Raw genomic sequence first — 25,245 nt, forward strand, 5'->3', positions numbered from 1 at the left:
GGCGCTTATCTACGAGGGTCTCGCCGCCTTGAGCGAAAGTAATCGTGGTCTCGATGCGGCGCTGAAACTGAAGCATGTTTGCTTCGTTCATGCGGAAGAAGAGCGTGTCACGGAGGTACGAATCAGTGACGGTCAAGTCGTTATGTCCAAGTAGGACGCGTACCGCCTCGAGATCACGCTGCGGGAGGTAAGTGAGCCCAGCCTTCAGCGTTCGTATCTCCGAAGGTCTGAAGCGTTCTAGGCCATTTCTCTCGCAGAAGGCGTGGATTCGCTTGTCCGAGGTGAAGGCTGTGATGTTGGAGAAGTTGTCGCGTTGCCAGCCAAACCAGACACGACGTTCGGAAGCGTCTATCAGTCCGGCCTTCTCCAGTTGGCTACGGTTCCATAGAAGTAAGGAAACCGCCTTGCACACCATTCTCGCGGAAGGTGGGATGTCTACGACTGGAGTGTCGTCGTCGGTTTTGCCTTTGTATCCTTGAAGTCGATACCCTCCTTGGACAAGTGGCTGAATGCCATTAAGGGTGAGCGAGCCCACCGAGCCGGTGTTCCAGCCCGTGTGTAGCATTAGGGCAAGAAAGATGGCGGTCAACACCGCGTTGGGCAGTCGATCGCGTGCGTGGAACCATGGTGAAGATACCGCGCGAAATAGGTATGCGCCGAAACCTTCAAGCGCTGCGAACTCCTCTTGCACGGGATAACGTCCGATGGGCCAACCGTTCGCTGCGTATGCCGTGCGCGGGCCGGTTTGCTCCTGCAGAAGCACTGCGACGATGTCGCTGATCGGAGCATCTTGTAATCTGACACGCCCCCCGACAGGGTTCGATGCGTTCATCCAGCGAAGGACCAGGTCGCGCGTGCCTTCTGGAACTTGGACGATTAGCAGTTCCTCCTGCCACGTGCAGAGACGCTCGTACGCCGCAAACTCATTGGCGATCGCGGATTCAATCGCATTATTGCGACTCTGCAGGAGCGCGTGAGTCTTCTGGCGTAGATCGTCCCAGTCTTCGTGAGATTGGACGGCAATACTTGCCGGAAGATCATTTCGGCGGAGCTTCGGCGGGCGACGTAGTCGGGGAAAGTGTTCTTGGATCGTGTGCTGCAAACTATTTCCGTCCTTGAGAACGTCAGGCCCGGATGTGATGACCTGACGAAGCGCCGCTGAGTACTTGGTCCTAGTATTAATGGAGAGGCCCTGCGTGCTCTGAAGGTCGCCCTCGATAGCATGCAGTAACGCAACTACCTCTCCTGCGGTGATTTGGTCTACACGCTTTCGCAACAAAGCGATGGAACCGATCTGTAGGCACTTGAGTGCCCGTCTGAAGGAGGACACCGGGCCGCAAGGCATAGGTGTCAAGAGGGCTTTTTGCTGGAAGGCGACTACCGCTTGGTAAAGCGCTGAATCCGCTGGCCAATCTGACAGATCCAGCAAGCTGGTGCCGATGCTGCGCCTGCCTCCGCGTTGACGCTCCACTGAAATGGCAAGATCTCGCTTCTCGCTCCCTGCTATACGCGATCCTAGTGATCCCTCAGCAGTGGATAAAAAAAAAGTGTTCGGTTCCAATAGCTTAAGCCGCGTGGTCGGTAGGTACACATTTCCTAGAATACACTCGATGACTGCCACCAGCTGGAAGCGCGAAGGGAACGCGTGGGTGCGTGCGGCGCGGGCGACCATGACCGTGCCCGATTCCAGCGGCTCGCGTAGTACTTCGAGGGTGTGCCGGCTCCACTCGGGAAGCTCGTCAAGGAACAGCACGCCGTTGTGCGCCAGCGAAATCTCGCCGGGCCGGGGATACGAGCCGCCACCGACCAGCGACACGGCGCTGGCGGTGTGGTGGGGCGCGCGGTAGGGGCGGTGACGCCAGCGGGCCGTGTCGATGCCAGCCCCACTGCACGAGGCGATGGTGGCCGTTTCGAGCGCTTCGGCTTCGCTGGCGTCGGGCAGGATGCCCGGCAGGCGCGAGGCCAGCAGGGTCTTGCCGCAACCCGGCGTGCCAAGAAGGAGCAGGTGGTGCCCGCCAGCGGCGGCCACTTCCAGTGCGCGTCGCGCCTGCTGCTGGCCGCGCACATCGCGCAGGTCCGGCACCGCCAGCGGGACCACCGGCGCCGGTACGGCACGTGGCAGCGAGCGGCTTTCCAGCGCGGCGCACACCTCCAGCAGGGTGCGGGCGACGCGGACATCCGCGTGCTGGGCCAGGGCGGCTTCGGCGCCGTTGGCGCTGGCGACAATCAGGGTCCGGCCCAGTTCCGCCGCGGCGATGGCCGCAGGCAGCGCACCGTCCACGCCCCGCAGCTCCCCGGTCAGGGCGAGTTCGCCCAGGAATTCGTAGTTGGCCAGCAGCTGCCGATCGATCTGGTCGCTGGCGGCAAGAATGCCCAGCGCAATGGCAAGGTCGAAGCGACCGCCTTCCTTGGGCAGGTCGGCCGGGGCCAGGTTGATCAGGATGCGTCGCTGCGGGTACTCGAACTGGGCGCAGACCAATGCGGCGCGTACCCGGTCACGCGATTCGCGCACCGCCGCTTCGGGCAGGCCGACGATCTGGGTATGCGGCAAACCACCGGAGAGGAGGACTTCGATCCGGACCGCGGGCGCGTGAACGCCGGCGCGGGCACGGCTGTGCACCAGCGCCAGGCTCATCGGGTTTCCTTTTACGGGGCCGGGCGCTCGGCCGGCGGTTGGGCGGCCGCTTCCAGCGCGGCCACGGTCTTCTCCAGCGCTTCCAGCTTCTCGCGGGTGCGCAGCAGCACGGCGCGCTGCACATCGAATTCCTCGCGGGTCACCAGGTCCAGCTTGCCCAGGCCGGCCTGGAGCGCGCTCTTGAAGGTGGCCTGCAGTTCTTCGCGCGACTGGCGCAGCCCCGGTGGGACCATGTCGCTCAGGCGGCGCGCCAGATCATCGAGTTGGTTGAGGTCAATCATGGGGTCTCCGCGGGTGGGGAAATTCTCGGCGTGGCGAGCCGCAACCACCATCAGGCGGGCCGGGCTTCACGGGTAAGGATAATCCGCACCGCAGGAACCGGCGCGATCAGGGTGCATCGCGTTCACCGGGGGACAGGCGTTATCCTCTGCCGCGAAGACAGGAGCAGACGAATGAAGATGGTCATGGCGGTGCTCAAGCCGTTCAAGCTCGATGATGTGCGCGAAGCGCTGGCCGAACGCGGGGTCACCGGGATCACGGTGACCGAGGTCAAGGGCTTCGGGCGGCAGAAGGGGCACACCGAGCTGTACCGGGGCGCCGAGTACGTGGTGGATTTCCTGCCGAAGGTGAAGATTGAAGTGGCGGTCACCGACGGCCAGGTCGACGAGGTGGTGGAAGCCATCGTCAAGGCCGCCGGCACCGGCAAGATCGGCGACGGCAAGGTGTTCGTCTACGACCTGGGCAGCGTGGTGCGGATCCGCACCGGCGAACTGGACGCCGACGCGCTTTAACCCTTGAACCACCGGTAGAACCGCTTCCAGGCCACCCGCACGCCGGCCACCCAGCGCGGGTCGGCCACCTGGGCCGCTTCGGCGGCGCTGGGGCGGGTACCGGTCAGGCGCTGGCGCATCTTGAGCAGGTTCTTGCGGTCGCTGCGGCGCAGCTGGCGCGACACCGGGTGCACCGGCAGCCAGCGCGGGCTGCGCCAGGCCGAGGTGAAGTCCACCAGCACCGGCACGTTGCCGTTGACCATCACGTTGGTGCCATGCAGGTCGTTGTGGGTGATGCCGGCCGCATGCAGGCGCTCGAGCGCGTACTGCAGCTGTTCGAACACCTCGATGCCCACCGACTGGGCCGCGCTCAGGGTCTGGCCGGGAATGAACTCCATGCCCAGCGCCAGGCCGCCGATGGTGCCCAGCAGGGCCGGGGCGTGCTTCCAGCCAGCCAGGCGCTGCAGGATGCGGGCCTCGCGGCGGACCAGCAGGCGCGCGATGGGCGACAGCGGGGTGCCGCGGTAGCGGGTGTAGTCCTTGACCACGGCCGGCTGCCCATTCAGGCAGGTGCGGTAGACATCGGGTTCAAGCAGGCGTTCGCCGCGCTTGAGCAGCTCGGCGGGGGCGGTGTCGTCGACACACGAAGCAACGATTGTATTCATGACGTTCTGGGGCGACCCGGCGGTCGGCGCAAAGCGTCAGGCGTACCGGTGCTGCTGAATGGGGGAGGGCTAAGATTTCGTTAATTTTAGTACTCGGGAGTACACGAAACCAGCATTTGTCAGAGAAATGTCGTAATCGGACGTGGAACAGTTTGTCGCGTCAGCGCGGCGTGAAACGCAAATATCCCGCAGATCATCAACAAAATCAGTTGTTTGGACGGCCTGTGCGGCCGAACTGGTGGCTGCGGTGGGCTGCTTGGCGCCCGCCCGGGCTCCCACACGTGGACATGAATGTCCCGCGCGGCCAACTTGACCGGGAGCGGGTGGGTGCGGACCATAGCGGTGTTGAACACGGCCTGCGCGGCAGCACCGCACCTGACGGCACGTCTCCGTCGCGCCCGGCTCTCCCCCTCTTTTTGGCCCGCATGGGCGTCCGGCAGCGGCCGGTGGATGCTTGATGATCAAGATTATTGTGGTGGCCCTGTTCGTGGCATGCGTGCTGTACGTGCATTACCGCGGCAAGGTGCGCGCGCGCTGGTCGCGCCAGCTGCTCGACCATTCCAGCTTCATGGCACCGATCAACGTGATCATGTACCTGTTCTCCAAGGTGCCGACCACGCCGTTCCTGGACCCGGGCAAGGACTTCCCCCAGCTGGAACCGTTGCGCGCCAACTGGACGATGATCCGTGACGAGGCACTGGCGCTGCGCGATGCGGAGAAGATTGCCCCGTCCAGCTCGTACAACGACGCCGGCTTCAATTCGTTCTTCCGCCGCGGCTGGAAGCGCTTCTATCTGAAGTGGTATGGGCCGTCGCATCCCTCGGCGAAGTCGCTGTGCCCTAAGACCACCGCGCTGCTGGAGTCGATTCCGGACGTGCGTGCGGCCATGTTCGCCCAGCTGCCGCCGGGCAGCGAGCTGCGCCCGCACCGCGACCCGTTCGCCGGTTCGCTGCGCCTGCACCTGGGCCTGGCCACCCCGAACGATGACCGCTGCTACATCGAGGTGGACGGCATCCGCAAAAGCTGGCGCGATGGCGAGTGGATGATGTTCGACGAAACCTACATCCACCACGCGCACAACGAGACCGATGCGGACCGGGTGATCCTGTTCTGCGATATCGCGCGCCCACTGCGCTTCGGCCTGCCGGGCCTGTTCAACCGTGCGGTGGCGGCCACGCTGCTGGCCGGTGGCGCTTCGCCGAACCTGCCGGGTGACCCGACCGGTGGGGTGAACAAGGCGTTCGGCGGCCTGTACAAGGTGCGCCTGAAGGCCAAGGCGCTGCGCGCGCGCAGCGCGTTCGCCTACCACGCGATCAAGTGGGGGCTGGTGCTGCTGGTGATCGCGGGGATCTGGGCCCTTTGAGGCCCGTATCGACCAACGGTCGATACCTACCGGAATGAAAAACCCGCGCTGTCGCCAGCGCGGGTTTCTTTTTTGGTGCGTGTGACGACCAACGGTCGTCATACACCCGGTAGGTACCGACCGTTGGTCGGTACGCGGTTCAATCAACCCTTGAGGGCGGCCGCCACGAACGGCGGGGTGACGAGCACGCCGGTGTGCAGCGCGGCGGTGTAGTACAGCGTGTCGAAGTTCTTGGAAGCCGAATCGGCCTGGCGGAAGTCGAAGCTGCTCTGGCCCTTGCGCGCCAGGGTCACGCTCCACCAGCCGGTGGGGTAGCACGGCTGCGGGAACGGCAGGGTCTTGAACGACTGGAAGCCGGCCTTGCCCATCTCGGTGCGCATTTCGTTGATCAGGTCCAGCTGCATCAGCGGCGATTCGGACTGCTGCACCAGGATGCCGTCTTCCTTCAGCGCCTTGAAGCAGCTCTCGTAGAAGGCCTTGTTGAACAGGCCCTCACCCGGGCCGACCGGGTCGGTGGAATCGACGATCACCACGTCCACGCTGCCGGCCGGGCAGTTGGCCATGTAGGCCACGCCGTCGTCGAACATCAGCTCGGCGCGCGGGTCATGGTTGGAATCGCACAGTTCCGGGAAGTGCTTCTCGGCCATGCGGGTGACCTGCTCGTCGATGTCGCACTGGGTCACGCTCTCCACGCCCTGGTGCTTGAGCACCTCGCGCAGGGTGCCGCAGTCGCCGCCGCCGATGATCACCACGCGCTTGGGGGCGGCGTGGGTGAACAGCACCGGGTGGCTGATCATCTCGTGATAGAAGAAGTTGTCCTTGCTGGTCAACATGATGGCGCCATCGATGGTCATCAGGTTGCCCCAGTCGGTGGTGGCGAAGATCTCGATCTTCTGGAACGGGGACTGCACTTCGTCCAGCTTGCCCGTCAGGCGGTAGCCGATGGCCGAGCCGGTGCGCTCGAAATGCTCGATGTACCAGTTGTTGTTGTCAGTCATGGGATAACGGTCCTGTTCGGAGGGGGGATGGAGCCGGGCAAGCCTGTTCAGGTTCCAGCCTGGGCACGGGCGCGGGCGCGCATGATAACGGAGCTGTCGCCATATAGGCGTTATCATGCACCCCCTTTTTTACCAACCAGGCCGACTGCAATGACCGATTGGTCCCTCGACCAAGCCCGCAAGACCTACTCGATTCCGCATTGGGCGGATGGCTACTTCGACGTGGATCAGGCAGGACACATGGTGGTGAGACCGACTGGCCAGGACGGCCCGGTGGTGTCCCTGCCCAAGGTGGTGGACGCCGCGCGCGCGGCTGGGGCCAAGCTGCCGCTGCTGGTGCGCTTCCCGGACATCCTGGGGCAGCGCCTGGGCAAGCTGCAGGCCGCCTTCGGGCAGGCCCAGGCCGACTGGGATTACGCCGGCGGCTATACGGCGGTGTACCCGATCAAGGTCAACCAGCACCGTGGCGTGGCCGGCACCCTGGCCAGCCACCACGGCGAAGGCTTTGGCCTGGAAGCAGGCAGCAAGCCGGAGCTGATGGCGGTGCTGGCACTGTCGCGCCCGGGCGGCCTGATCGTCTGCAACGGCTACAAGGACCGCGAGTACATCCGCCTGGCCCTGATCGGCCGCAAGCTGGGCCTGCAGACCTTCATCGTCATTGAAAAGCCCTCCGAGCTGAAGCTGGTGCTGGAGGAAGCCAAGGCCCTGGACGTGAAGCCGGGCCTGGGCGTGCGCATGCGCTTGGCCTCGCTGGGCGCGGGCAAGTGGCAGAACAGCGGCGGCGACAAGGCCAAATTCGGCCTGTCCCCGCGCCAGTTGCTGGACCTGTGGAAATCGCTGCGCGACACCGAGTACGCCGACTGCCTGAGCCTGCTGCACTTCCACATGGGTTCGCAGATCTCCAACGTGCGCGACATCGCCAACGGCATGCGCGAAGCCACCCGCTACTTCGTGGAACTGTCGCGCCTGGGCGCGAAGATCACCCACGTGGACGTGGGCGGCGGGCTGGGCGTGGACTACGAAGGCACCCGTTCGCGCAGCTTCTGCTCGATCAACTACGGGCTGGATTCGTACGCCAGCAACATCGTGCAGCCGCTGGCCAATGCCTGCGAAGAACACGGCCTGACTCCGCCGCGAATCGTCACCGAGTGCGGCCGCGCGATGACCGCGCACCACGCGGTGCTGATCGCCAACGTGTCCGAAGTCGAAGAAGCGCAGGAAGGTCGCGTGCCGGACCAGCACGACGACGAGCCGGCCGCGATCCGCCACCTGCGCGAGATCCATGACGAGCTGGACCAGCGCCCGGCGGTGGAGCTGTTCCAGGAAGCGCAGCACTTCCACGCCGAAGGCCTGTCCAGCTATGCGCTGGGCCAGATCGACCTGCCGCAGCGGGCGCGCATCGACGACCTGTTCTACGCCATCGCCCACGCCGTGCGTGCACGCCTGAGCTATGACGAGAAGAGCCACCGCCCGGCGCTGGATGAGTTGAACGAGCGCCTGGTGGACAAGTACTTCGTCAACTTCAGCGTGTTCGAGTCGATTCCCGACGCCTGGGCGATCGACCAGGTGTTCCCGATCGTGCCGATCGAGCGCCTGGACGAGGCGCCGCAGCGCCGCGGCATCATCGCCGACATGACCTGCGATTCGGATGGCATGGTCAAGACCTATGTCGAGAACGAGAGCCTGGATACCTCGCTGCCGCTGCATGCGGTGCGCGCGGGCGAAAGCTACCGCATCGGGTTCTTCATGGTCGGTGCCTACCAGGAAATCCTGGGCGACATCCACAACCTGTTCGGCGATACCGACGCGGTGGAAGTGCGGGCCGAGGCCGATGGCTACGCGATCACCCAGCAGCGCCGCGGCGACACCACCGATGTGATGCTGGATTACGTGGGCTACAGCCTGGCTGACCTGCGCGCCAGCTACGCCGAGCGGGTGGCGGCGGCCAAGCTGTCGCCGGAACGCGCGCAGGAGCTGTCCGAGGCGCTGGAAGCGGGCCTGACCGGTTACACCTACCTGTCCGACGAGCCGCTGCTCTGATCGGCGCGCGCCCCTTCAAGGCGCTTGGCGCGGCTGTTCGATGAGCAGCCGCGCCATCTTCCATCTGTTCCTGCACGCCGCGGTGCCGGCCCTGCTGGCCTGGATGTTCTGGCGCAAGCGGTTCCTGTCGGCCTGGGCGTTGCTGCTGCTGGGCTGGATCATCGACCTGGACCACCTGCTGGCCGATCCGATCTATGCGCCGAACCGCTGCAGCATCGGTTTCCATCCGTTGCACACCGCACCGGCCATCGCGGTCTATGCGGGCTTGTGCGTACCGACGAAGACGCGGTTGTTCGGGATCGGGTTGATCATCCACATCGTGCTGGATGCGATTGACTGCTGGTGGATGCGCGCATGACAGACCGATGGACGCCGCAGGGAAGAACGCGTCGCCACGCGCCCACGTCGCACCGCTACCCGTAACACAAGCTCTGATAACGGCGACGCGCGGCTCTATCCTGCCGGCAACGTCAACGTCGCCTGCAAACCTGGTGTGCCATTGCGCAGCACCAGGCTGCCGCCGTAGCTTTCGGCGATATCGGCCACGATCGCCAGGCCCAGACCGCTGCCAGGCGCGCGCTGGTCCAACCGTACGCCACGACCCAGCACGCGTTCAAGATCGTCTTCCGGCAACCCGCTGCCGTCGTCATTGACCTCGATCTGGATGCGGTTCCCGGCCCGCGAAACCTTCACCTCCACCCGCCGCGCAGCCCACTTGCCGGCGTTGTCGAGCAGGTTGCCCAGCATCTCTTCCAGGTCCTCGCGCGCACCGGCAAACACGCCGGCCGCCTCCGCATCGCAGGCGAACGTCACGCCGCGCTCGCCATGCACGCGCTGCATCAACCCGCACAGCGCAGCCACCACCGGTGCCACCGGCGTGCGCTGCTGGTGGTCGGCAGCCACGCCCACCGCCAGGTAACGGTCGATGCTGGCCTGCATGCGCGCGGTTTCGCTGCGCAGCGTGCTGCGCCAGTCCCGGCCGTCGCCGGCCGCTTCGGTGGTCAACACGGTGAGCGGGGTCTTCAATGCATGCGCGAGGTCTTCAGCGCTGCGCCGCGCGCGCAGCACCATGCGCCCGTGGTGGTCCAGCAACGCGTTGAGCTCGCCGGCCAACGGCGCCACTTCCTTCACCAGCCCCTGCTGCGGAAAGCGTACGTCCTCGCCATTGCGCACCTGCTCGGCAATGCGGCCCAGCCGGGCCAGCGGGCGCAGCCCGTAATGCACCTGGGTGACCAGCACCGCGAACCACAGCGCGATCAGGACGATGAGCGCCAGCGCGGTGCGCTGGCGGAAGGCCGTCACCTGCGCGTCGAGCTGGCTGCGGTCGGTCGCCACCACCACCTGCAACGGGGTGCCTGCGCGGGGCAGGGTGACCTGCTGGGCCAGCGCACGCAGCGGTTGCTGCAGCGGGCCGGTGGTGTCGAACGCCTGGGCCGGCCCGGTGTGCAGCGTGGCCGGCACCGCGAGCGTTTCATCCCACAGCGAGCGCGATTGCCCCAGCGCCTGGCCCTGCGCGTCCTGCAGCTGCCAGTACGCACCGGAGAACACCCGCCGATACTGTTCGTCGCCCAGTTCGCCGCGGACCTGCACCGCACCCTGCGCATCGATCTCCACCAGCGCCAACACCGCGATGAGATCGTTGCCCAGCTGCTGGTCCAGCGAGGTGCGCGCCGAGCGCTCGTACATCGCGCCCAGCCACCAGGTGGCCAGTGCCGAGACCAGCACCATGCCCAGGCCACCGGCCAGCAGCAGGCGGCTGCGCAGCGAGCGGGTCTTCATGGCTGCGCCGACAGCCGGAAGCCCTGGCCGCGATGGGTGTGGATGAGCGTGCTGCCGAGCTTGCGGCGAATCCGCCCGATCAGTACATCGAGCGTGTTGGAGTCCGGGTCGAAGCCGGCGTCGTACACGTGCTCGCCCAGCCGCGAACGGCTGATCACCACATCGGGGTGGTGCATGAAGTAGCTCAGGATGCGGTGTTCCTGCGGGCTCAGCGGCAGCAGCACGCCATCGAGTTCGAAGCGGCCGGCGTTGACGTCCAGCCGCAGCGGTCCGCATTGCAGGCGCGGGCTGGCGTGGCCGGCGCTGCGGCGGATCAACGCACGCAGCCGCAGCAGCAGTTCTTCGGGCTGGAACGGTTTGGTCAGGAAGTCATCGGCGCCCGCGTCGAAGCCGGCCAGCTTGTCGTGCCAGCGCGTGCGCGCGGTCAGCACCAGTACCGGGAAATCACGCCCGGCCTCGCGCCAGCGCTCGATCACGCTCAGGCCGTCCAGGCCCGGCAGGCCCAGATCGACGATCGCCGCAGCGATGTCCTCCACCTGGCCCTGGTACTCGGCGTCGCGGCCCTCGCTGCTGTGGATCACCACGTAGCCGGCGTCCTCCAGCAGCAACTGCAGCTGGCTGGCGAGCAGGGCGTCGTCCTCGGCAAGCAGGAGTCGCATCAGTCCTCTTCCATCTTGAGCAGGCGGCCGCTGGTCGCATCATAGTCCAGCTCCATCACCACGCCGTTGGGGCCGAGGATCTCGATTTCGTATTTGCCGTCATCCAGCTCCACCTCCAGCAGCTGGCCCGGGTAGCGCCGCAGGGCGTCGCGCACCACCGTCTCCAGCGGTACGTAGCGGCCCTGCTGCACGGCCTGGCGCACCGCCTGCTGCTGGCGCGCGCCGCCATCCAGGACCCGCATGGGGTCCTGCGCGGCGGCGGTCAACAGCAGGGGCAGGAGCAGCGACAGGGCGGTCATGCATACGGTATACGCGGCGCCTTTAAACAGTTCCTGACAGCGGGGCTCATGGTCCGCTTAAGCGCGCTTGCCAGACTGGCGGCGCCGGGATGGTCCGGTGCCCCTTTCAGGAATACCCCCATGAACAAGCTGATCCTTGCCGCCGCCCTGGCGATGGCCTTCACCACCGCCCCGGCCTTCGCCGCCGATCTGTCCGCTGCCGACGTGCAGGCCAAGCTGCGCGCCGCCGGCTACACCCAGGTGCACGAGCTGGAACGCGACGACGGCGTGTGGGAAGCCGATGTGACCCGCGCCGATGGCAGCGTGGACGAGGTGATCATCGACCCGGCCACGGGCGAGATCTTCGATCCGCGCAGCGGCCGCGCCCTGCTCGATGCCGGGCAGATCCTCACCCTGGCCGGCAAGGCCGGGCTGACCCACATCGAATCGGTCGAGCGTGAGGGTGCCACCTGGACGCTGGAAGCGCGCAACGCCCGCAACCAGCGCGTGGATGTGCGCATGAGCGGCCACGATGGCCGCGTGCTGTCGAGCCGTCGCGACGGCTGGTGGGACTGAGCCCTGGCGCTTACCAGCCGACCGGGCCGGGCCCGGCGGCATCCCAGTAGCCGCGGCCATACCCGTAACCACCCCCATACGGTCCATAGAAGCCAGGGCCCTTGCCCTCGCTGATCTGGATGTTGAGGTTCATGTTGCGGGTCTTGCCGTCGTCGTTGGTGTAATTCTTGTTGAGGTTCAACTCGGCCGCGTTGTAATGCGTGTTGCCGAAGCCCTTGGCGTAGCCGATACCGGTGGTGATGCTGCCGTTGACCCGCAGCTTGTCATCGGTGACGTCGGCGATGCCGTTGGCGGCACTCCCACGCGGGGCCGCGCGGCGGCCGCTCTTGTCGCCATAGAAGGTGCCGGGCGGATCACCGCGCAGGGTGGGATCGTTGAGGTACTGCAACGGTTGCTGCGGCACCGACAGGTCCAGATCGGTCGCCGACTGCGGGCCGGTGGCACCGGCAGCGGACTGCGCCAGCACGACTCCGGGGGCCAACAGGCACAGCAGCAGGGAAAGCGGGCGGATCATGGGAAGCTCCGGGGCAGGCAAGGCGGCCGACAGCGCTGACGCTAGCAGCCGTTGCTTGAATGATGCCTGTCGTGGCCCTGCATGCAAGGGGAACCAATGTCGGGACGGTGGGTCGCTCCGTTCAATCCAGCCGTCCGAACCCGAACAGGCCCGCCAGCGGGTGCTTCCGGCGCTCGATCCGGGCCCGCAGCAGGCCCGCGCCGATCATCGAGTAGGTGATGCCGTTGCCGCCGTAGGCCATCGCGAACAGGACCCGCGGCCCCCATTGCGGGTGCGGGCCGAAGAACGGCAGGCCGTCTTCGGTTTCGGCAAACGTGCCGCCCCAGGAGAATGCCGGCTGCAGCGGCAGGTGCGGGAACAGCCTGGCCACCTGCTTGAGCAGGGTGCCGGTCTTGCTGGCCACCCGGCTGTCACGCCGGGCGGGGATGTCCACCGCGTCGTCCTCACCGCCGACCAGCAGCCGGTGGTCGCCGGTGCTGCGCATGTACAGGTAGGGACGCGCGGACTCCCAGACCATGGTGTCCAGCAGCGGGCCCAGGGCCGCCGCATCGATCGGGTCGGTGATGAAGGCGTAGCTGCTGCGGTTGCGTGCGACCTTCTGCTTCAGCCAACGCTGGCCGGCATAGCCGGTGGCCAGCACCACGTGCCGTGCGCGGATCTGCACGCCTTCCGGCGTGGTGGCGGTCACCCCGCGTGCGGTGGGCTGCAGCGTGTGCAGCACGGTGCGGTCGTGCACGGCGCAGCCGGCCTTGGCCAGCCGCATCAGCAGCCGGTAGGTGAGCTGGTAAGGGTCCACGCGCGCGGCCAGCGCGCTGAGGATCGCGCCGGGCGCGGAAATGCCGTACTCCGCACGGACGGCGTCGGCGTCCAGCCAGCGCACGTCGAAACCATGCGTGTGCCGCAGCGCGTACTCGTCCTGCAGCGACGACCGGTGGCGCCGCTTGCTGGCGTAGTACAGGCTCTGCATCGGGTGGCAGTCCACGCCGCGGAAACCGGCCGCCACCTCGCGCAGCGCCGGGATCGCCTCGGCGCAGGCGCGGTAGGCCAGCACCGCATCGCGCTCGCCGTAGCGCTTGGCAAGGTCGACCAGGTGCGTGTCGATCTCGTACTGCAGCAGCGCGGTGCTGGCGGCGGTGCTGCCCCAGCCGATGTCGCGCTGCTCGATCAGCACCACGTCATGGCCATGCGCGCACAGCTCGTTGGCGATCAGCGCGCCACTGATGCCGCCGCCCACCACCAGCACATCGCAGCTGCGGTCCTCGCGCAGCGGCGGGAAGGCGTGCATCAGCCCGTTGCTGACCGCCCAGAAGGGATACCCGCTCTTGAGGTCCATGCGGGATCAGGCAGTCGGGTGGCCGGTCTGCGGGGTGTGGATCAGCGGCGTCAGGTCGAAGCCCTGCTGGCGCGCCTGCGCCAGGTAGTGCTCCTGGGTGGTGGCGTCCAGATGCGGCTCGCGGGCCAGCAGCCACAGGTACTTGCGGTCCGGGCTGCCGACCAGCGCCACGCTGTAGTCCGGTGCCACCTGGATGACCCAGTAGTCGCCCTTGGTGAACGGAAGCCAGCGCAGGCCCTTGGGCAGGAAGCTCACCTCCAGCCGCGCCGGGTCGTTCTCGTCGACCGGGCAGGCCTCGCCTTCGGCCTCTTCAACCTCGCCCTCCACGCGGCAGCGGTTGACCACGCGGACGTGGCCGTTGTCGTTGAGGCTGTAGTTCGCGGTGACATCGGTGCAGTCGACCGGCTCGTGGCTCATGGGCAGCCGGGCGATTTCATACCAGGTGCCCAGGTAGCGCGGCAGCTTGAGGTCGGGAACGGTCTTCAGATCGGGGTGGGTGGTCATCGCAGGCATCGTCGGAGAAGTGGAGGCCAACATGCCCGGGCCGCCGCCATGGCGGAGTGAAGCCGCGGCGCGGGCTGGAACGGTACGTTGTGGCGCCGTCATGTCGGGCGCGCCGACGTGGCGCTATGCTGGCCCGGACCCGTTCAATGGAGGCGCGGATGTACCAGGTGATCCTGCTCAAGAGCGACAGCGGCTTCGCCCGCGCACAGTGGGAAACGGTCGACGATGTGGTGGACCACGAGGGCGTGAGCTACTCGTTGCGGGCCGGACCGCGCCAGCCGCTGCCGACCGACCATGCGTGGAACGAAATCGCGGTGTATGCGCCGGAGGAGATCAGCGAGGAGGAATTCCAGGACTGGTACGCGGCCCTGCAGCCGCAGGTCGAGGAACTGCGCCTGAAGTACTGAGGTGCATACCCGGTGTGAACGAGGCTCGGTTTATAGTCCCCGGCAAGTCCGCGTGAATCCTGGGTGCTGGTTTGTCCTTCCGTCATCGTTTCCCCCTGCTGCGGCCGCTGGCCGGTCTGTTGTTGTTCACCTGGCTGTGCATGGCCTCCGCGGCCTGGGCGCAGGCGCCTGACGATCCTGCGGCCGAGGCCAAGACCCAGCTCAACCAGGCCGACAAGGAGCTCAAGGCGATCCGCACGGCCCTGCCGGACGCGGAGACCCGCGAAACGCTCACGCCGTTGTTCGAACGGGCCATGGCCGTGCAGCGCGATGCCGACGACGCACAGGCCGCCCTGCAGCCGGAGCTGGACCAGCTCGATACCCGCCTGACCCAGCTGGGCACGGTGCCCGAAGGCACCGTGGAAGCGCGCGAGGTGGCCCAGCAGCGCAAGTCGCTGACCCAGCAGCGTGCCGATATCGCCGCCGCCGTTGCGCGGGCCAAGCTGCTGGCGGTGGATGCCAAACAGCTGGGCGCGGACATCGAGAAGATGCGCGTCACCCAGCTCAGCGAGGACCTGGCCCGCAAGGTCAATTCGCCGCTGTCGCCGTCGCTGTGGCGCAAGTTCGCCCGTGACGTGCCCACCGACCTGCAGGAACTGGGGCAGATTTACCGGCAGGCCGAAACCACGGCCCGCAAGGCGATCGCGCAGCATGGCTGGACCGCGCCGCTGACCGGGCTGGCGGTGGCGCTGCTGCTGTTCTTCCCGCTGCGCCTGTGGCTGCGTGCGGCCGGGCGGCGGTATGCCCAGTCCGAACGCGCGCCGGACGGGCGCCTGCGCCGCTCCGGCCTGGCGGTGTGGCTGCTGGTGGTCGGCACGATGCTGCCGGGCCTGGCCTGCGTGGTGTTCTTCGGCGCGCTGGATGCCATCGGCGCGATTCCGCCGCGCCTGGAAAAAGTGGTGTTCAGCATCCAGGTGGCCACCTACATCGCGGCGTTCATCACCGCCCTGAGTGCGGCGCTGCTGGTGCCCAAGCGCCCGTCGTGGCGCCTGCTCAACCTGGATGACACCGCCGCGTGGCGCCTGCGCAAGTACGCCTGGGGCGCCGCCGCGCTGACCTGGATCAGCATCGTGCTGATGGCGCTGAACCGCGCCGCGCGTACCAGTGCGGTCACCACCGTGGCAGTCGATGGCCTGATCGCCATCACCTACATGGCGTTGATCATCGCCATCCTGGTCTCGCTGGCGCGCCTGCACCGCCGCCAGACCGACGAGGCGGCGGCCAAGCTGGAAGCGCAGGCGCAATCGGACGGCAAGGGCAAGGGCCCGCCGCGCCGCAGTGGCTGGATCGTGATTGCACGGCTGGCCGGGCATGTGGTGGTGGCCGCCGCAGTGATCGCCACCCTGCTGGGCTACCTGAACCTGGCGCTGTTCGTGGCCCAGCAGCTGGTCTGGGGCGCGGTGGTGCTGCTGGCGGCCTCGCTGCTGATGAAGTTCGCCGACGACCTGGCCACGTGGCTGCTGTGCCCGACCAGCAGCGTGGGCCGCACCGTGCTGCTGACCACCGGGCTGAGCGAATCGCGGGTGGTGCAGGCCGGTGTCCTGCTGTCGGCCGGGCTGCGCATCTGCGTGATCCTGCTCGCGGTGATGGCGTTGACCGCGCCGCTGGGCAACCTCAGTGCGTTGTATGGCGGACTGGACACGCTGTCCAAGGGCATCAACCTGGGCGACAACCTGGTGCTCAAGCCCAGCAGCGTGCTGTACGCCGTGCTGGCGTTCCTGCTGGTGTGGGCGGTGATGCAGGCGTTCCAGCGCTGGCTCACCGACACCTACCTGCCCAAGACCGAGCTGGACGCGGGCGCGCGCAATTCGATCAGCACCGTGACCCGCTACCTGGGCATCATCGCGGCGGTGCTGTGGAGCCTGACCGCGCTCGGCATCGGCTTCGAGAAGCTGGCGCTGGTGGTCAGCGCGCTGTCGGTGGGTATTGGTTTCGGCCTGCAAGCGATCACCCAGAACTTCGTCTCCGGCCTGATCCTGCTGGCCGAGCGGCCGGTGAAGATCGGCGACTGGGTGAAGCTGGGTGACCAGGAGGGCGACATCAAGCGCATCAACGTGCGCTCCACCGAGATCCAGGTGGGCGACAAATCCACCCTGATCGTGCCCAACTCCGAGCTGATCACCAAGACCATCCGCAACATGACGATGGGCAATGCGCAGGGCCGGATCCAGATCCAGTTCACCGTGCCGCTCAGTACCGACGTGGCGATGGTGCGGCAGACCCTGCTGGATGCCTACACCGACCATGTGGGCGTGCTGGCCGACCCGGCGCCCTCGGTGTTCATCGATTCCATCGCCAACGGCCAGGTGGCGATCAACAGCTTCGCCTATACCTCGGGCCCGCGCGCGGTGTATGGGGTACGCAGCGACCTGTATTTCACGATGCTGCAGAAGTTCGCCGCCGCCGGCATCGCGCTGTCGTCGCCGACCGACATCCACCTGGTGCACGAACCCGCGCCGCAACGCGATCCCTGACGAGGGACGGGCGCGCTTACGAACGGGGCCCGAACGCATCGCGCCCGCGATGGTCGGGCAGGTTGACCACGGGCGGCTGCAGCGGCGGCTGCCCGTCGTCTGCTTCTTCATCGGAGGCTTTCGGCCCCTGCTTGATCGGCTTGAGCGCCTTGCCCGGCGAGACGTGCGGCGTGCGCGGGCCGCCACCCACCTTGATCAGCATGCCGGCGGCGCCGCCGCCTTCGCCCAGCCGTTCCTGCAGCTGCGGGCCGTACAGGGTCAGCGTGGCGGGGTCGACCAGGTGCAGGGTGCGGCTGCCGCTGGCCATCGGCGGCGGCGAGACCATCGCACCGGGAATGCCATCCACGGTGCGTATCCGGATCTCATACAGCGGCGAGGCCAGCGAGCCGCCTTCCTTGGCCAGCGCCATGCCTTCGCGCATCACCCAGCGCATGCCGGCGGCACGTGCAGCCGGTTGCTTGGGATCCAGGAACGACCACAGGAAACGCAGGTTGCCGCGCGCGGTGCGCTGTACCACGCTGGCGCCCACCCGCAGCAGCGCCAGGCTGCCGGCGGCGGGATTGAGCGCATCCAGTGCGCCCCGACCCAGCACGGAGGACAACTCGGCGAAACGCGGCATGGTCAGCTTCAGTCCCGGGCGTGCCAGCACCTTCACCATGCCGCCGACCACCGGCCCGACCACGATGATCGATTCGAGGTACAGCCCGAACGCGGCCATCGCGAATTCATTGCGGTTCTTCGACGAAATCCGGCGCAGGTTCTCCACGAAGGGCACGATGAAGTCCACGGTCTTCAACCACAGCGGGTCATCGGACAGGTGCAGCTCATAGCCGGTGGGCGCGAAGCCTTCGCGGCGGAACGCGGCCGGGTCCAGCCAGAAGAAGCCGCGCTGGACCGGATCGACCAGCGCATGGAAGGGCGAGCGCAGCATCGCATCGCCATCGGGCGGTGGCATCGGCAGCGGCTCGATGATCACATCCGAGCAGCGCCCATCGGCCGGTGCCTTGTCGGACGCGAAGGCCTCCCAGTCCACCTCCAGTGGCAGCTCCCTGCGCACACTGATGGTCGCCATGTTGCCGCTGCGCAGCCGGACCTTGCGGCTCTCCAGGCGGCCCCCGATCGGCAACGGTCCCTGCACCGGCAGGGGGAGGATCCTGCTCTGTAGGGGGAACAGCTGGAAATGGTGCGGCTCGCCCGAGAGGGTGAGCGTGTAGAGCACCCCAAAGCGACCGCGGAACGGGTCGGTGTCGTTGCGGGTTTCCTGCCGCGCTTCCAGGTCCGGTTCGTGCGTGCGCAAGGTGAACACCTCGACCTCACCGCGCCTCAACGCTGCCCGTTCCTCTTCCGGGCGCTGGTACAGCGCCTCTTCGATCAGCACGCCATAACCGCGTTGCGCCTTGCGGAAGTAGGCGTCGAACCGCCGCTGGTAGCGCGCGTTGATGTCGGCCAGCCGTTCCAGGCCAGGCCGCATCTGGGTGAACGCATTCTGCAGCGCGGCCTCGTACCGGGGATTGCCCTGGGCGTAGCCCAGCGCGGAGCTGGGAACGAACGTGCGACAGGGACGCCAGTGCGCCGAGCCGTTGCGCAGCACGCCGGCGGCGACGACTTCGTGGAACGGGAAGCTGATGCCAAAGTGGTTGTTGTCGTTGCAGAGCCGGAAGTCCGTGGAGTTCCATGCCTCGTCGGCCAGCACGCCGGGGAAGCGCGGAAACACCCGGCGGATCTCGGCTTCCAGCAATGGCATGCGATAGGGCATTGGGGCCAGTACATCGGCAACGGCCCGTTCGATCTCGGCGACACGCTGGTCGAAGGCGCGCATCGCCACTTCGATGCGATGGGCGGCGGGCACCGGCAGCGATGCCTGGCGCTCCAGCTGCCGGAACACATACCAGTCCAGCGTTGGCAGGGGCCGTGCTTCGACCGTAAGCCGCTTGACCAGGTCCGGGACGTCACGGTCTTCGGCGAGGTCCGCCGACAGGGTGATCAGCTCGGAGAACCGCATCTGCTGTGACAGCCCACGGCGCAGCCGCTCGGCCAGGTGCACCCCGCTGACATAGTTGATCGAAGCGATGGTGTTGGCATAGACCAGGTTGGCCGGGACATCGGAGGGCAGCAGTTCGGGCGCATGATCCTGCAGCACCAGCGTGGCGGCCATGCCGAGCACGGAGGCGGGCACGCGCCCCATGCTGTGCAGGTAGTCGTGGAAATCCAGGCGGATCTGCGCGAAGGTGCGCCCCCAGTTGGCGTACTTGTGCAGCCGGTAGCCAAGCACGACGCGCGCATCGCGGTCCGACGGCGGGCCCAGGTCGAGCACGATCGCCACGCGGGTCAGGCTGGCCAGCAGCGTCGGCGAAACAGGCGCGCCAACGCTGCCCATGTACCAGCCAAGATCGCGCAGCAGGGCGGTCTGCAACGCCACGGCGCGCGGCGTGCGCGCCATGCCGACCAGGAAATGGCTGGCGCGGTGCAGTTCGTCCCACGCCATCTCACCGCGCTGCACCAGTGGCCGGGCCAGGTAGTCGAGCAGGGTCTGTTCACCGGGCGCGCGCTGGGCCAGGAACCCGGACGTGGTCTGCCGTACCTGCTCCAGGTCATCGGTGTAGAGGGCGTCACCCGCATGCAGCAGGTCGGCACGCATGCCCAGCCGCAGTTCGGCGAGCAGGCGTTCAACGCAGCGCGCCGCGCCGTCGGCATGCGCAGCCTCGTGCGGCCCGCAGCCACCGTGGGCGGCCAGCATGTCGGAGATGTCGGCCTGGCCATCTGACCGCACCTGGCCGCCGAACCTCGTTGCCACATCGGGCAGCGCTGTCACGGGCAGGGCGTACGTACTGTTGAGCACAAACACCGCACCGGACACGTTGTGCACCTGTACGGCGCCGGTGGCGTCCACCGTCAGCCACCGCGGCACCAGGCGCTCACGCTGGATCACGGCCTGGACCTGCGTGTCGGCGAACAGCTGCGCGAATGCGCGTAGTGCTGGTTGCAGCGCCGACGAAGAGGGCGTGTCGAGCGCAGGCCGATGGACACCCGTTGCCGCGCCGGGCCGCAACGACAGCAGCGCCCCCAGGTCCTGCAGCTCGTTGCTGGCCTGCCGCCAGCGTGACAGCGGCGGGGCGTGGCGCTGCCAGCGTTCGTGCACCCGCGCAATCGCGTCCAGCAACCGGGCCTGCGTACACAGCACCGGTATCGGGCAAGGCGGCTGCGCGGGGGGCGGGAGCGCGCCATGGAACTGCAGCGCATTGACGAGCGGAACCGCGCTTCCGGGCGAGAAGCGGCCGAGGCGGTCGGTCATCCGGTACAACGCTCCAGCTGCGCACCCAGCGGCCCTGACGGCGCGCTGGACAGCCCATCGGTGACCACCACGCTCCGGCCTGAGCCACGCAACCGGGCGGTGATGCCGTCGGCGCCCACCCGCAGGGAATGGAACGAGGCATTGAGCCGGCGCATCTCCAGCCACAGCTCGGGGTGCTCGAAGGCCTGTTGCAGCTGTTGCTGCCCCTTTTCCCACGCGGCGTGCAGCGGGGTGGTGCCCGCAGGTGCCAGCCCCTGCAGCGCCAATGCTTCGTCCAGTGTCGCCGGCATCGCATCAAACCGCTGCCACAGCAGATCCAGCAACCGCTGATGGTCCTGTTGCGCCGGTGAGTCGCTGCGCGCATCCCACGCCACCTCCAGGCGTACCGGCTCATCCACGCTGGGGAGCGCTGGGGTGAGCTGCCGCTGCAGCGCCGCCAGGCAGGCGTCGAACTGCGCGTCGTCCATGGGCACGGCCAGCAGCGGTGCCATGTAGTAGGCCAGCATCTCGCGGATGTGCAGGCGGCCATCCGAGCGCACCGGGGCATGCAGCAGGGTGGCGAGGCCGCGCAGCATGGTATCGATGGGGGCCAACCCTGCGGGTGCACGTCCGGCGTCGAACAGTTCCACGCTGCGGGTGCCCTGCAACGCACGTGCGGTGACCGCGCCCTGCGCGGGATAGGCCAACTGCGCAGGATCCGCATGGTGGTGCCAGCACAGCGCGATCACCTCGGCATTCCGCGACACCTGCAGCAGCAGGCTGCGCGCCAGCGCCATGTTGTGGCCCAGGTGTGAGCGCGGGTCCGGCCGCCAGCTGGCCCATGGGGGCTCCAGGCCACGGATGGGCAGGTGTTTCAGCTGCACTACCTGGTCATGCAGCCGCAGCAGCGTGGCGGTCTCGTTGGTGGGGGTAACGCCGCCATTCGATCGCTGCTGCAGCGCCTGCTCCAGGTGGTGGATGAGCGGGTCAACGCTGCCTGCCGTGTACGGTGCCGCCGACGCCGCGTGTCCGAGATAGAAGCCCAGCGCACAGTCGAGACGGGCCGGGACCCGGTTGTCGAAGCAGCCACCGGCCCGGCTGACCGCACGCTGCAGGTCGGTCAACAACGCTTCGGTGGTCGCCGACCACGCCACGCCTTCCGGCGCACCCCCCTGCGGGTGCAGCACGATCACCGTGCCGGACGTGGCACGCGTGGCAGTGACGCTGCCGTTGGCCACGCCCAGCGATGCGGGGGGCGTGCGTTCTGCATACAGAGCTTCAAGGAAATCGTCCTGTCGATACAACCATGCCAACTGCTGGCGCACGCGCTGCAGCGCGGTTGCCAGGGGCGACCCGTCAGCGACGGCGAACGCGTCACGTGGAAGCGATGCAGTGCCTGCGGCGGAGGCGGCATCGCGCAGCGCCCACAGCGCATCGATCAGGCCCACCTGGTCCTGGGTGGCCGCGTCATCGGGCAGCGCCGAGGCCAGGGACCGTGGCGCCCTGCGCATCGCCCATGCTTCCGCATCGATCGTCCCGCCTGCCTCGGCAACGGGCGGCGTACCCGCTTCATGCAGGGTGCGCACGACCAGACTGCCGCCGAACGCAGCAGCGCCAAGGCCGGCGATAGCCGCGAGCGCGCGGCGGTGCTGGCGGTTGGGTGCCATGTGCAGCGCCGCTGCGGTGGCGAACACGAGCGGCAGCGCGGGGTGCAGCAGGCGCTGCTGCTCCGCCGCAGCCGTGGCGGCAGTCACAGAGGGGGGCGCCGCGGCCGGAGATGCAGCAGCGGCTGCGGGTTCCGTGGCGGCAAACATGCTGCGGGCGGCCGTACCGGCCACGTCAAGGTGCTCCAGGGCGACGGGCAGCCGCGCGACCTGGCGCCCCAGCGTAGTGGTGGGCAATGCCTGCGGTTGTCGGCGGAACCACAGCACCCAGACAGCGCCGAGCAGGACCAGGCGCAACGGCGAGGCGGGAGGTTGCATGTTCAGGTGGAGGCCTGCACGCATCTCATCGGCGCGTTGCACCAGCCAGACTGCCCACTCGGGAAGCACGGCGATCATCGCCTCCACCCACGCGTGCCCGCGCAGCGACGGCAGCGGAAGCTGGCACAGCCAGCGCAGCCAGGGCGCTACGCTTCCCTCCTGCAACAGGCGGGGAAGCGCAGCGGCCTGCTGTGACCACGAAAGCAGCTGCGCGCCGCGCACGCCGAGCGCCAGGTTCGCCATCCCATACAGCGCCACCCCAGCCGCGCGGCGGCACTGCAGCTGGCCGAAACCGGACGCCAGCGCCGCAACGACCCGCCCGCATTCATGTTGCCATCCCTCGGCCGCGGGCGTGGCCGGACAAGGCCAGGCACGCAGCGCCAGCGCCAACGCGTCAGGCCGCGCTGCGGGGCATGTGCCCCGCAAGGCGTCGGCGAGATGTGCGCCCAGTTCGTGCGGCGCTGCCTGGTGCAACAGCAGCTGCAGGTGTGACTGCAACCGCACCAGCTCCGACGGCAGCAACGGGCAGCGACGCAGCAGTTCGATCAGCGGTGGTGACAGCGCTGTGTCATCCGCGGGCGGAGCGACGTCCTGAAGCGTCCATGGCGCGTTGTGGATACGGAAAGGTGCGATCCGCGACGGTGCTGGAGCACCGGCGTCAGCGGCGCTGCACGCGGGCAGTGGGCTGTCGGCGGACGGCAGTGTGACCGGAAGGATAGGCGGCCCTGATCGGCAGCGGCAGGCGCACGATTGTGCCGATCAGGGGCGGATCAGGATGTGCGTGGGTTCGCAGATCCGTCAGCCGCGGTTGCCGCGCCGTGACGGGATCAGCGCGAAGTTGTCCACCGCCAGCTTCTCGGCATGATTCAGCCAGGCGCGGATCTCAAGATCATCCACTTCATGGTCCAGGCCGAACGGCACGCTGATCCGGCCCTCGGCATCGGGCTGCACCCACTGCTGGGCGACCACGACCTTGCGCTTGGACGACACCGCTTCGATCCAGAAGCCACGATCAGGCGACTGCTTGGCCACGAACTGCAGCATGTACTGTCCGGCACGGGTGCGTCGGCCCTTCTGCGTGATCATGTGCGCCTGGCGGATGCTCGGGCGCGGGCCGTTGAACGGATCCAGCGGCGCGTCGACCGCGAACCCCTCGCGCAGCTGGTCGTCGCGGTAGAGCTTGATGCCCTTGTCGCGGTTGACCAGCATGGCGCACCAGTCGCCATCCGCCGAGCCGTCTTCGAACGCGGTGCAGCGGTCCACGTAGGCCAGCGTGTTGTCCGGATCGGCCAGGTCGAACTGCTTGGACGTGTTCTCCAGATAGACCGACTTCAGGTCCCACTGCTTGTCGTACTCCAGCAGCACCGGCGGCTGCACATGCTGCAGGCCGATCACCACCTGGTTCTCTTCGTCGATGCGCAGCTGGCGGGTCTTGTCGCCCAGCCACAGCGAGCGCGAGAAGGCCAGGTAACGTGGGAAATCCCTGCCGTCATCGCGGAACACCGCCGCGCTGGCGCTGGCCGGGCGCTCGGGCTGCAGCAGCGAGCGGCCAAACCCGATCTCGCCGATCTCCGGCTCGATCAGGCTGAGCAGCGTCGCGCCCGAATCCAGCGTGGAGCCATGCTGCGCGTCCAGCTGGCGCGGGGCGATGTCCTTGCCCAGGAACAGCAGCATGTTCTCGCGCTTCTGCTTGGCCAGGATATGGCTCAGGTCGTTGGGCATGGCCAGGTGGTCGGACGCGATCACGATCAGGGTGTCTTCGCCGGATGGGCTGGCCTGGATGCGGTCGACCAGCTTGGAAATCAGCCCATCGGTGCACTTGAGCGCGTTGAGCAGGCCGATATCGCCGTAGTCGCTCTTGTAACGGGTGCGCTTGCATGCCACCGGCAGGTGCCCGGCGGGGTGGTGGGTGTCCATGGTCAGGGTGGTCAGCATGAACGGCTGGCCGGCCTTGGACAGCTGCATGAAGCGGTCATATGCCTTGTCCAGCAGAACATCGTCATGCACGCCCCAGGTGGAGAAGTGCGAACGGGCGATCTTCTGCTGCTTGAACCAGGCCAGGTCATCCACCGCGTCGAAGCCGTGCGTGGCCAGGAACTGGCCCTTGCCGGCGAACAGCCCGTTGGCACCGCCCATGTAGTGGTTGGTGTAGCCCTGCTGCTTGAGGTAATCGCCCAGGCACACCGCTTCCGGAAGGAAGCTGCCCATGCGGTCCATGCTGTTCTCATCGCCCTGCGCGGTGGTCAGCGGCACGCCGCACATCGACGACACCAGGCCGGCGATGGTCCAGCCACCGCCTTCGGCCGAAACCAGCCCGCGCACATCCAGCGATTGGCCGGCAAGGCGGTTGAGGTTGGGCATCAGGCCGGGGAAGGTGGCCTCATCCAGATAGGTACGCTCGAGGCTCTCGCCGTAGATCCACACGATATTGCGTGGCTTGCGCAGCGGCTGCTGCGGCACGCGGTATTCGGGGGCGACCATGCTGTAGTCGACCGGGCGCATCTGCTGGTAGAGGCGCTGGCCATCGCGGTACAGCGGGCTGACGCCGATCGCCAGCACCCACACGGCCAGGAACCCGGCGAACACGCCGCGACCGTGTGCGGTACGGTGCCAGCGTTTGATGCGGGGGGTGAGCAGCGGCAGCAGCGAGAGCAGCGCCAGGACGATGAAGCCGGCGATATAGCCCTTGAAGTCCGAGACACCTGCGCCTTCCATGTCGGCGCCCAGGTGGTACAGCGTTGCCGCATTCAGGCCGTCACCGGAGAGCTTGTTGATCAGCCACCACGCACTGAGCGTCAACAGCAGCAGCGACATCAGGCCCGCCTTCCACCAGGCCCAGCGACCAGACGCAAGCAACAACCAGGTGAGCAGCAACAGCGACAGCAGCAGGATCCAGAGCATGGGCATCATCGGCAGCGGAGACAGGTGCGACCGGCTGCCTAAACACACCCACATGAC

Annotated in this window: 19 protein-coding genes and 1 pseudogene; 7 read left to right on the forward strand and 13 right to left on the reverse strand. The window is 67.4% G+C overall.

Annotated features, from left to right (window positions below; all coding sequences use genetic code 11):
* Positions 1-1,609: 1,609 nt before the first annotated feature.
* Positions 1,610-2,635: pseudogene (locus QMX79_RS00235) on the reverse strand (YifB family Mg chelatase-like AAA ATPase); the annotation flags it as partial.
* Between the two features lie 11 nt (positions 2,636-2,646).
* The gene (locus QMX79_RS00240; RefSeq protein WP_068854332.1) at positions 2,647-2,916 is read right to left on the reverse strand and encodes an accessory factor UbiK family protein; all 270 of its coding nucleotides are present in this window, start codon (positions 2,914-2,916) and stop codon (positions 2,647-2,649) included.
* A gap of 171 nt (positions 2,917-3,087) precedes the next feature.
* Between QMX79_RS00240 and QMX79_RS00245 the strand changes: the two genes are divergently transcribed.
* Positions 3,088-3,426 (forward strand): P-II family nitrogen regulator, encoded by a 339-nt coding sequence (locus QMX79_RS00245; protein WP_068854331.1) that lies wholly within the window; start codon positions 3,088-3,090, stop codon positions 3,424-3,426.
* Here QMX79_RS00245 and QMX79_RS00250 read toward each other — a convergent pair.
* Entirely contained in the window at positions 3,423-4,070 is a 648-nt protein-coding gene (locus tag QMX79_RS00250) for an RIO1 family regulatory kinase/ATPase (protein WP_282243183.1), read from the reverse strand. The genes QMX79_RS00245 and QMX79_RS00250 overlap by 4 nt on opposite strands.
* 457 nt (positions 4,071-4,527) lie before the next feature.
* On the opposite strand from QMX79_RS00250, the gene QMX79_RS00255 reads away from it, so the two are divergent.
* Positions 4,528-5,433 carry an aspartyl/asparaginyl beta-hydroxylase domain-containing protein gene (locus QMX79_RS00255; protein WP_282243185.1) on the forward strand — a complete coding sequence of 302 codons (906 nt, stop codon included), beginning with the start codon at positions 4,528-4,530 and terminating at the stop codon, positions 5,431-5,433.
* Between the two features lie 143 nt (positions 5,434-5,576).
* Here the strand turns inward: QMX79_RS00255 and speE are convergent, their stop codons facing one another.
* Positions 5,577-6,431: a polyamine aminopropyltransferase gene (speE, locus tag QMX79_RS00260; protein WP_282243187.1), complete on the reverse strand. Its 855-nt coding sequence runs from the start codon at positions 6,429-6,431 to the stop codon at positions 5,577-5,579.
* Between the two features lie 150 nt (positions 6,432-6,581).
* Between speE and speA the strand changes: the two genes are divergently transcribed.
* Both speA and QMX79_RS00270 read left to right on the forward strand, forming a co-directional pair.
* Positions 6,582-8,471: an arginine decarboxylase gene (speA, locus tag QMX79_RS00265; protein ID WP_282243189.1), complete on the forward strand. Its 1,890-nt coding sequence runs from the start codon at positions 6,582-6,584 to the stop codon at positions 8,469-8,471.
* 40 nt (positions 8,472-8,511) lie between these two features.
* The gene (locus tag QMX79_RS00270) at positions 8,512-8,829 is read left to right on the forward strand and encodes a DUF6122 family protein (RefSeq protein ID WP_282243192.1); all 318 of its coding nucleotides are present in this window, start codon (positions 8,512-8,514) and stop codon (positions 8,827-8,829) included.
* 95 nt (positions 8,830-8,924) lie between these two features.
* On the opposite strand, the gene QMX79_RS00275 is transcribed toward QMX79_RS00270, so the two are convergent.
* From QMX79_RS00275 to QMX79_RS00285, 3 genes are read right to left on the reverse strand one after another with little or no spacing between them, the layout of a single operon-like run.
* Entirely contained in the window at positions 8,925-10,250 is a 1,326-nt protein-coding gene (locus tag QMX79_RS00275) for a HAMP domain-containing sensor histidine kinase (RefSeq protein WP_282243194.1), read from the reverse strand.
* Positions 10,247-10,909, reverse strand: coding sequence for a response regulator transcription factor (locus QMX79_RS00280; protein WP_282243195.1), 663 nt, complete (start codon positions 10,907-10,909; stop codon positions 10,247-10,249). The genes QMX79_RS00275 and QMX79_RS00280 overlap by 4 nt, the downstream gene beginning before the upstream one ends.
* Positions 10,909-11,151, reverse strand: a complete 243-nt coding sequence (locus QMX79_RS00285) for a PepSY domain-containing protein (protein WP_313955405.1) — start codon at positions 11,149-11,151, stop codon at positions 10,909-10,911. The genes QMX79_RS00280 and QMX79_RS00285 overlap by 1 nt, the downstream gene beginning before the upstream one ends.
* 177 nt (positions 11,152-11,328) lie before the next feature.
* Here QMX79_RS00285 and QMX79_RS00290 point away from each other — a divergent pair, with 177 nt between their 5' ends.
* Positions 11,329-11,763: a PepSY domain-containing protein gene (locus QMX79_RS00290; protein ID WP_282243202.1), complete on the forward strand. Its 435-nt coding sequence runs from the start codon at positions 11,329-11,331 to the stop codon at positions 11,761-11,763.
* A gap of 10 nt (positions 11,764-11,773) precedes the next feature.
* Here the strand turns inward: QMX79_RS00290 and QMX79_RS00295 are convergent, their stop codons facing one another.
* The 3 genes from QMX79_RS00295 to QMX79_RS00305 all read right to left on the reverse strand — a co-directional run bounded on the left by QMX79_RS00295 (position 11,774) and on the right by QMX79_RS00305 (position 14,114).
* The gene (locus tag QMX79_RS00295; RefSeq protein ID WP_282243204.1) at positions 11,774-12,277 is read right to left on the reverse strand and encodes a hypothetical protein; all 504 of its coding nucleotides are present in this window, start codon (positions 12,275-12,277) and stop codon (positions 11,774-11,776) included.
* A gap of 121 nt (positions 12,278-12,398) precedes the next feature.
* Positions 12,399-13,610, reverse strand: coding sequence for an FAD-dependent oxidoreductase (locus QMX79_RS00300; protein ID WP_282243206.1), 1,212 nt, complete (start codon positions 13,608-13,610; stop codon positions 12,399-12,401).
* Between the two features lie 6 nt (positions 13,611-13,616).
* Positions 13,617-14,114, reverse strand: coding sequence for a lipocalin family protein (locus QMX79_RS00305; RefSeq protein WP_282243208.1), 498 nt, complete (start codon positions 14,112-14,114; stop codon positions 13,617-13,619).
* Positions 14,115-14,272: 158 nt separating this feature from the next.
* Between QMX79_RS00305 and QMX79_RS00310 the strand changes: the two genes are divergently transcribed.
* Positions 14,273-14,521 (forward strand): hypothetical protein, encoded by a 249-nt coding sequence (locus tag QMX79_RS00310; protein WP_282243210.1) that lies wholly within the window; start codon positions 14,273-14,275, stop codon positions 14,519-14,521.
* Between the two features lie 140 nt (positions 14,522-14,661).
* Positions 14,662-17,034 (forward strand): DUF3772 domain-containing protein, encoded by a 2,373-nt coding sequence (locus tag QMX79_RS00315; RefSeq protein ID WP_282243337.1) that lies wholly within the window; start codon positions 14,662-14,664, stop codon positions 17,032-17,034.
* Between the two features lie 16 nt (positions 17,035-17,050).
* Here the strand turns inward: QMX79_RS00315 and QMX79_RS00320 are convergent, their stop codons facing one another.
* The 3 genes from QMX79_RS00320 to QMX79_RS00330 all read right to left on the reverse strand — a co-directional run bounded on the left by QMX79_RS00320 (position 17,051) and on the right by QMX79_RS00330 (position 25,188).
* Entirely contained in the window at positions 17,051-20,326 is a 3,276-nt protein-coding gene (locus tag QMX79_RS00320; RefSeq protein WP_282243212.1) for a hypothetical protein, read from the reverse strand.
* Positions 20,323-22,785: a hypothetical protein gene (locus QMX79_RS00325; protein ID WP_282243214.1), complete on the reverse strand. Its 2,463-nt coding sequence runs from the start codon at positions 22,783-22,785 to the stop codon at positions 20,323-20,325. The genes QMX79_RS00320 and QMX79_RS00325 overlap by 4 nt, the downstream gene beginning before the upstream one ends.
* 300 nt (positions 22,786-23,085) lie before the next feature.
* Positions 23,086-25,188 (reverse strand): phosphoglycerol transferase I, encoded by a 2,103-nt coding sequence (locus tag QMX79_RS00330; protein WP_282243216.1) that lies wholly within the window; start codon positions 25,186-25,188, stop codon positions 23,086-23,088.
* Positions 25,189-25,245: the final 57 nt, after the last annotated feature.

This window comes from Stenotrophomonas sp. PS02300, from assembly GCF_029959395.1.
GTDB lineage: Bacteria > Pseudomonadota > Gammaproteobacteria > Xanthomonadales > Xanthomonadaceae > Stenotrophomonas > Stenotrophomonas maltophilia_AD.

Coding starts and splice junctions, on each gene's coding strand:
- QMX79_RS00240 (WP_068854332.1), bottom strand. CDS start 2,916: ATGATTGACCTCAACCAACTCGATGATCTGGCGCGCCGCCTGAGCGAC.
- QMX79_RS00245 (WP_068854331.1), top strand. CDS start 3,088: ATGAAGATGGTCATGGCGGTGCTCAAGCCGTTCAAGCTCGATGATGTG.
- QMX79_RS00250 (WP_282243183.1), bottom strand. CDS start 4,070: ATGAATACAATCGTTGCTTCGTGTGTCGACGACACCGCCCCCGCCGAG.
- QMX79_RS00255 (WP_282243185.1), top strand. CDS start 4,528: ATGATCAAGATTATTGTGGTGGCCCTGTTCGTGGCATGCGTGCTGTAC.
- speE (WP_282243187.1), bottom strand. CDS start 6,431: ATGACTGACAACAACAACTGGTACATCGAGCATTTCGAGCGCACCGGC.
- speA (WP_282243189.1), top strand. CDS start 6,582: ATGACCGATTGGTCCCTCGACCAAGCCCGCAAGACCTACTCGATTCCG.
- QMX79_RS00270 (WP_282243192.1), top strand. CDS start 8,512: ATGAGCAGCCGCGCCATCTTCCATCTGTTCCTGCACGCCGCGGTGCCG.
- QMX79_RS00275 (WP_282243194.1), bottom strand. CDS start 10,250: ATGAAGACCCGCTCGCTGCGCAGCCGCCTGCTGCTGGCCGGTGGCCTG.
- QMX79_RS00280 (WP_282243195.1), bottom strand. CDS start 10,909: ATGCGACTCCTGCTTGCCGAGGACGACGCCCTGCTCGCCAGCCAGCTG.
- QMX79_RS00285 (WP_313955405.1), bottom strand. CDS start 11,151: ATGCGGGTCCTGGATGGCGGCGCGCGCCAGCAGCAGGCGGTGCGCCAG.
- QMX79_RS00290 (WP_282243202.1), top strand. CDS start 11,329: ATGAACAAGCTGATCCTTGCCGCCGCCCTGGCGATGGCCTTCACCACC.
- QMX79_RS00295 (WP_282243204.1), bottom strand. CDS start 12,277: ATGATCCGCCCGCTTTCCCTGCTGCTGTGCCTGTTGGCCCCCGGAGTC.
- QMX79_RS00300 (WP_282243206.1), bottom strand. CDS start 13,610: ATGGACCTCAAGAGCGGGTATCCCTTCTGGGCGGTCAGCAACGGGCTG.
- QMX79_RS00305 (WP_282243208.1), bottom strand. CDS start 14,114: ATGACCACCCACCCCGATCTGAAGACCGTTCCCGACCTCAAGCTGCCG.
- QMX79_RS00310 (WP_282243210.1), top strand. CDS start 14,273: ATGTACCAGGTGATCCTGCTCAAGAGCGACAGCGGCTTCGCCCGCGCA.
- QMX79_RS00315 (WP_282243337.1), top strand. CDS start 14,662: ATGGCCTCCGCGGCCTGGGCGCAGGCGCCTGACGATCCTGCGGCCGAG.
- QMX79_RS00320 (WP_282243212.1), bottom strand. CDS start 20,326: ATGACCGACCGCCTCGGCCGCTTCTCGCCCGGAAGCGCGGTTCCGCTC.
- QMX79_RS00330 (WP_282243216.1), bottom strand. CDS start 25,188: ATGCTCTGGATCCTGCTGCTGTCGCTGTTGCTGCTCACCTGGTTGTTG.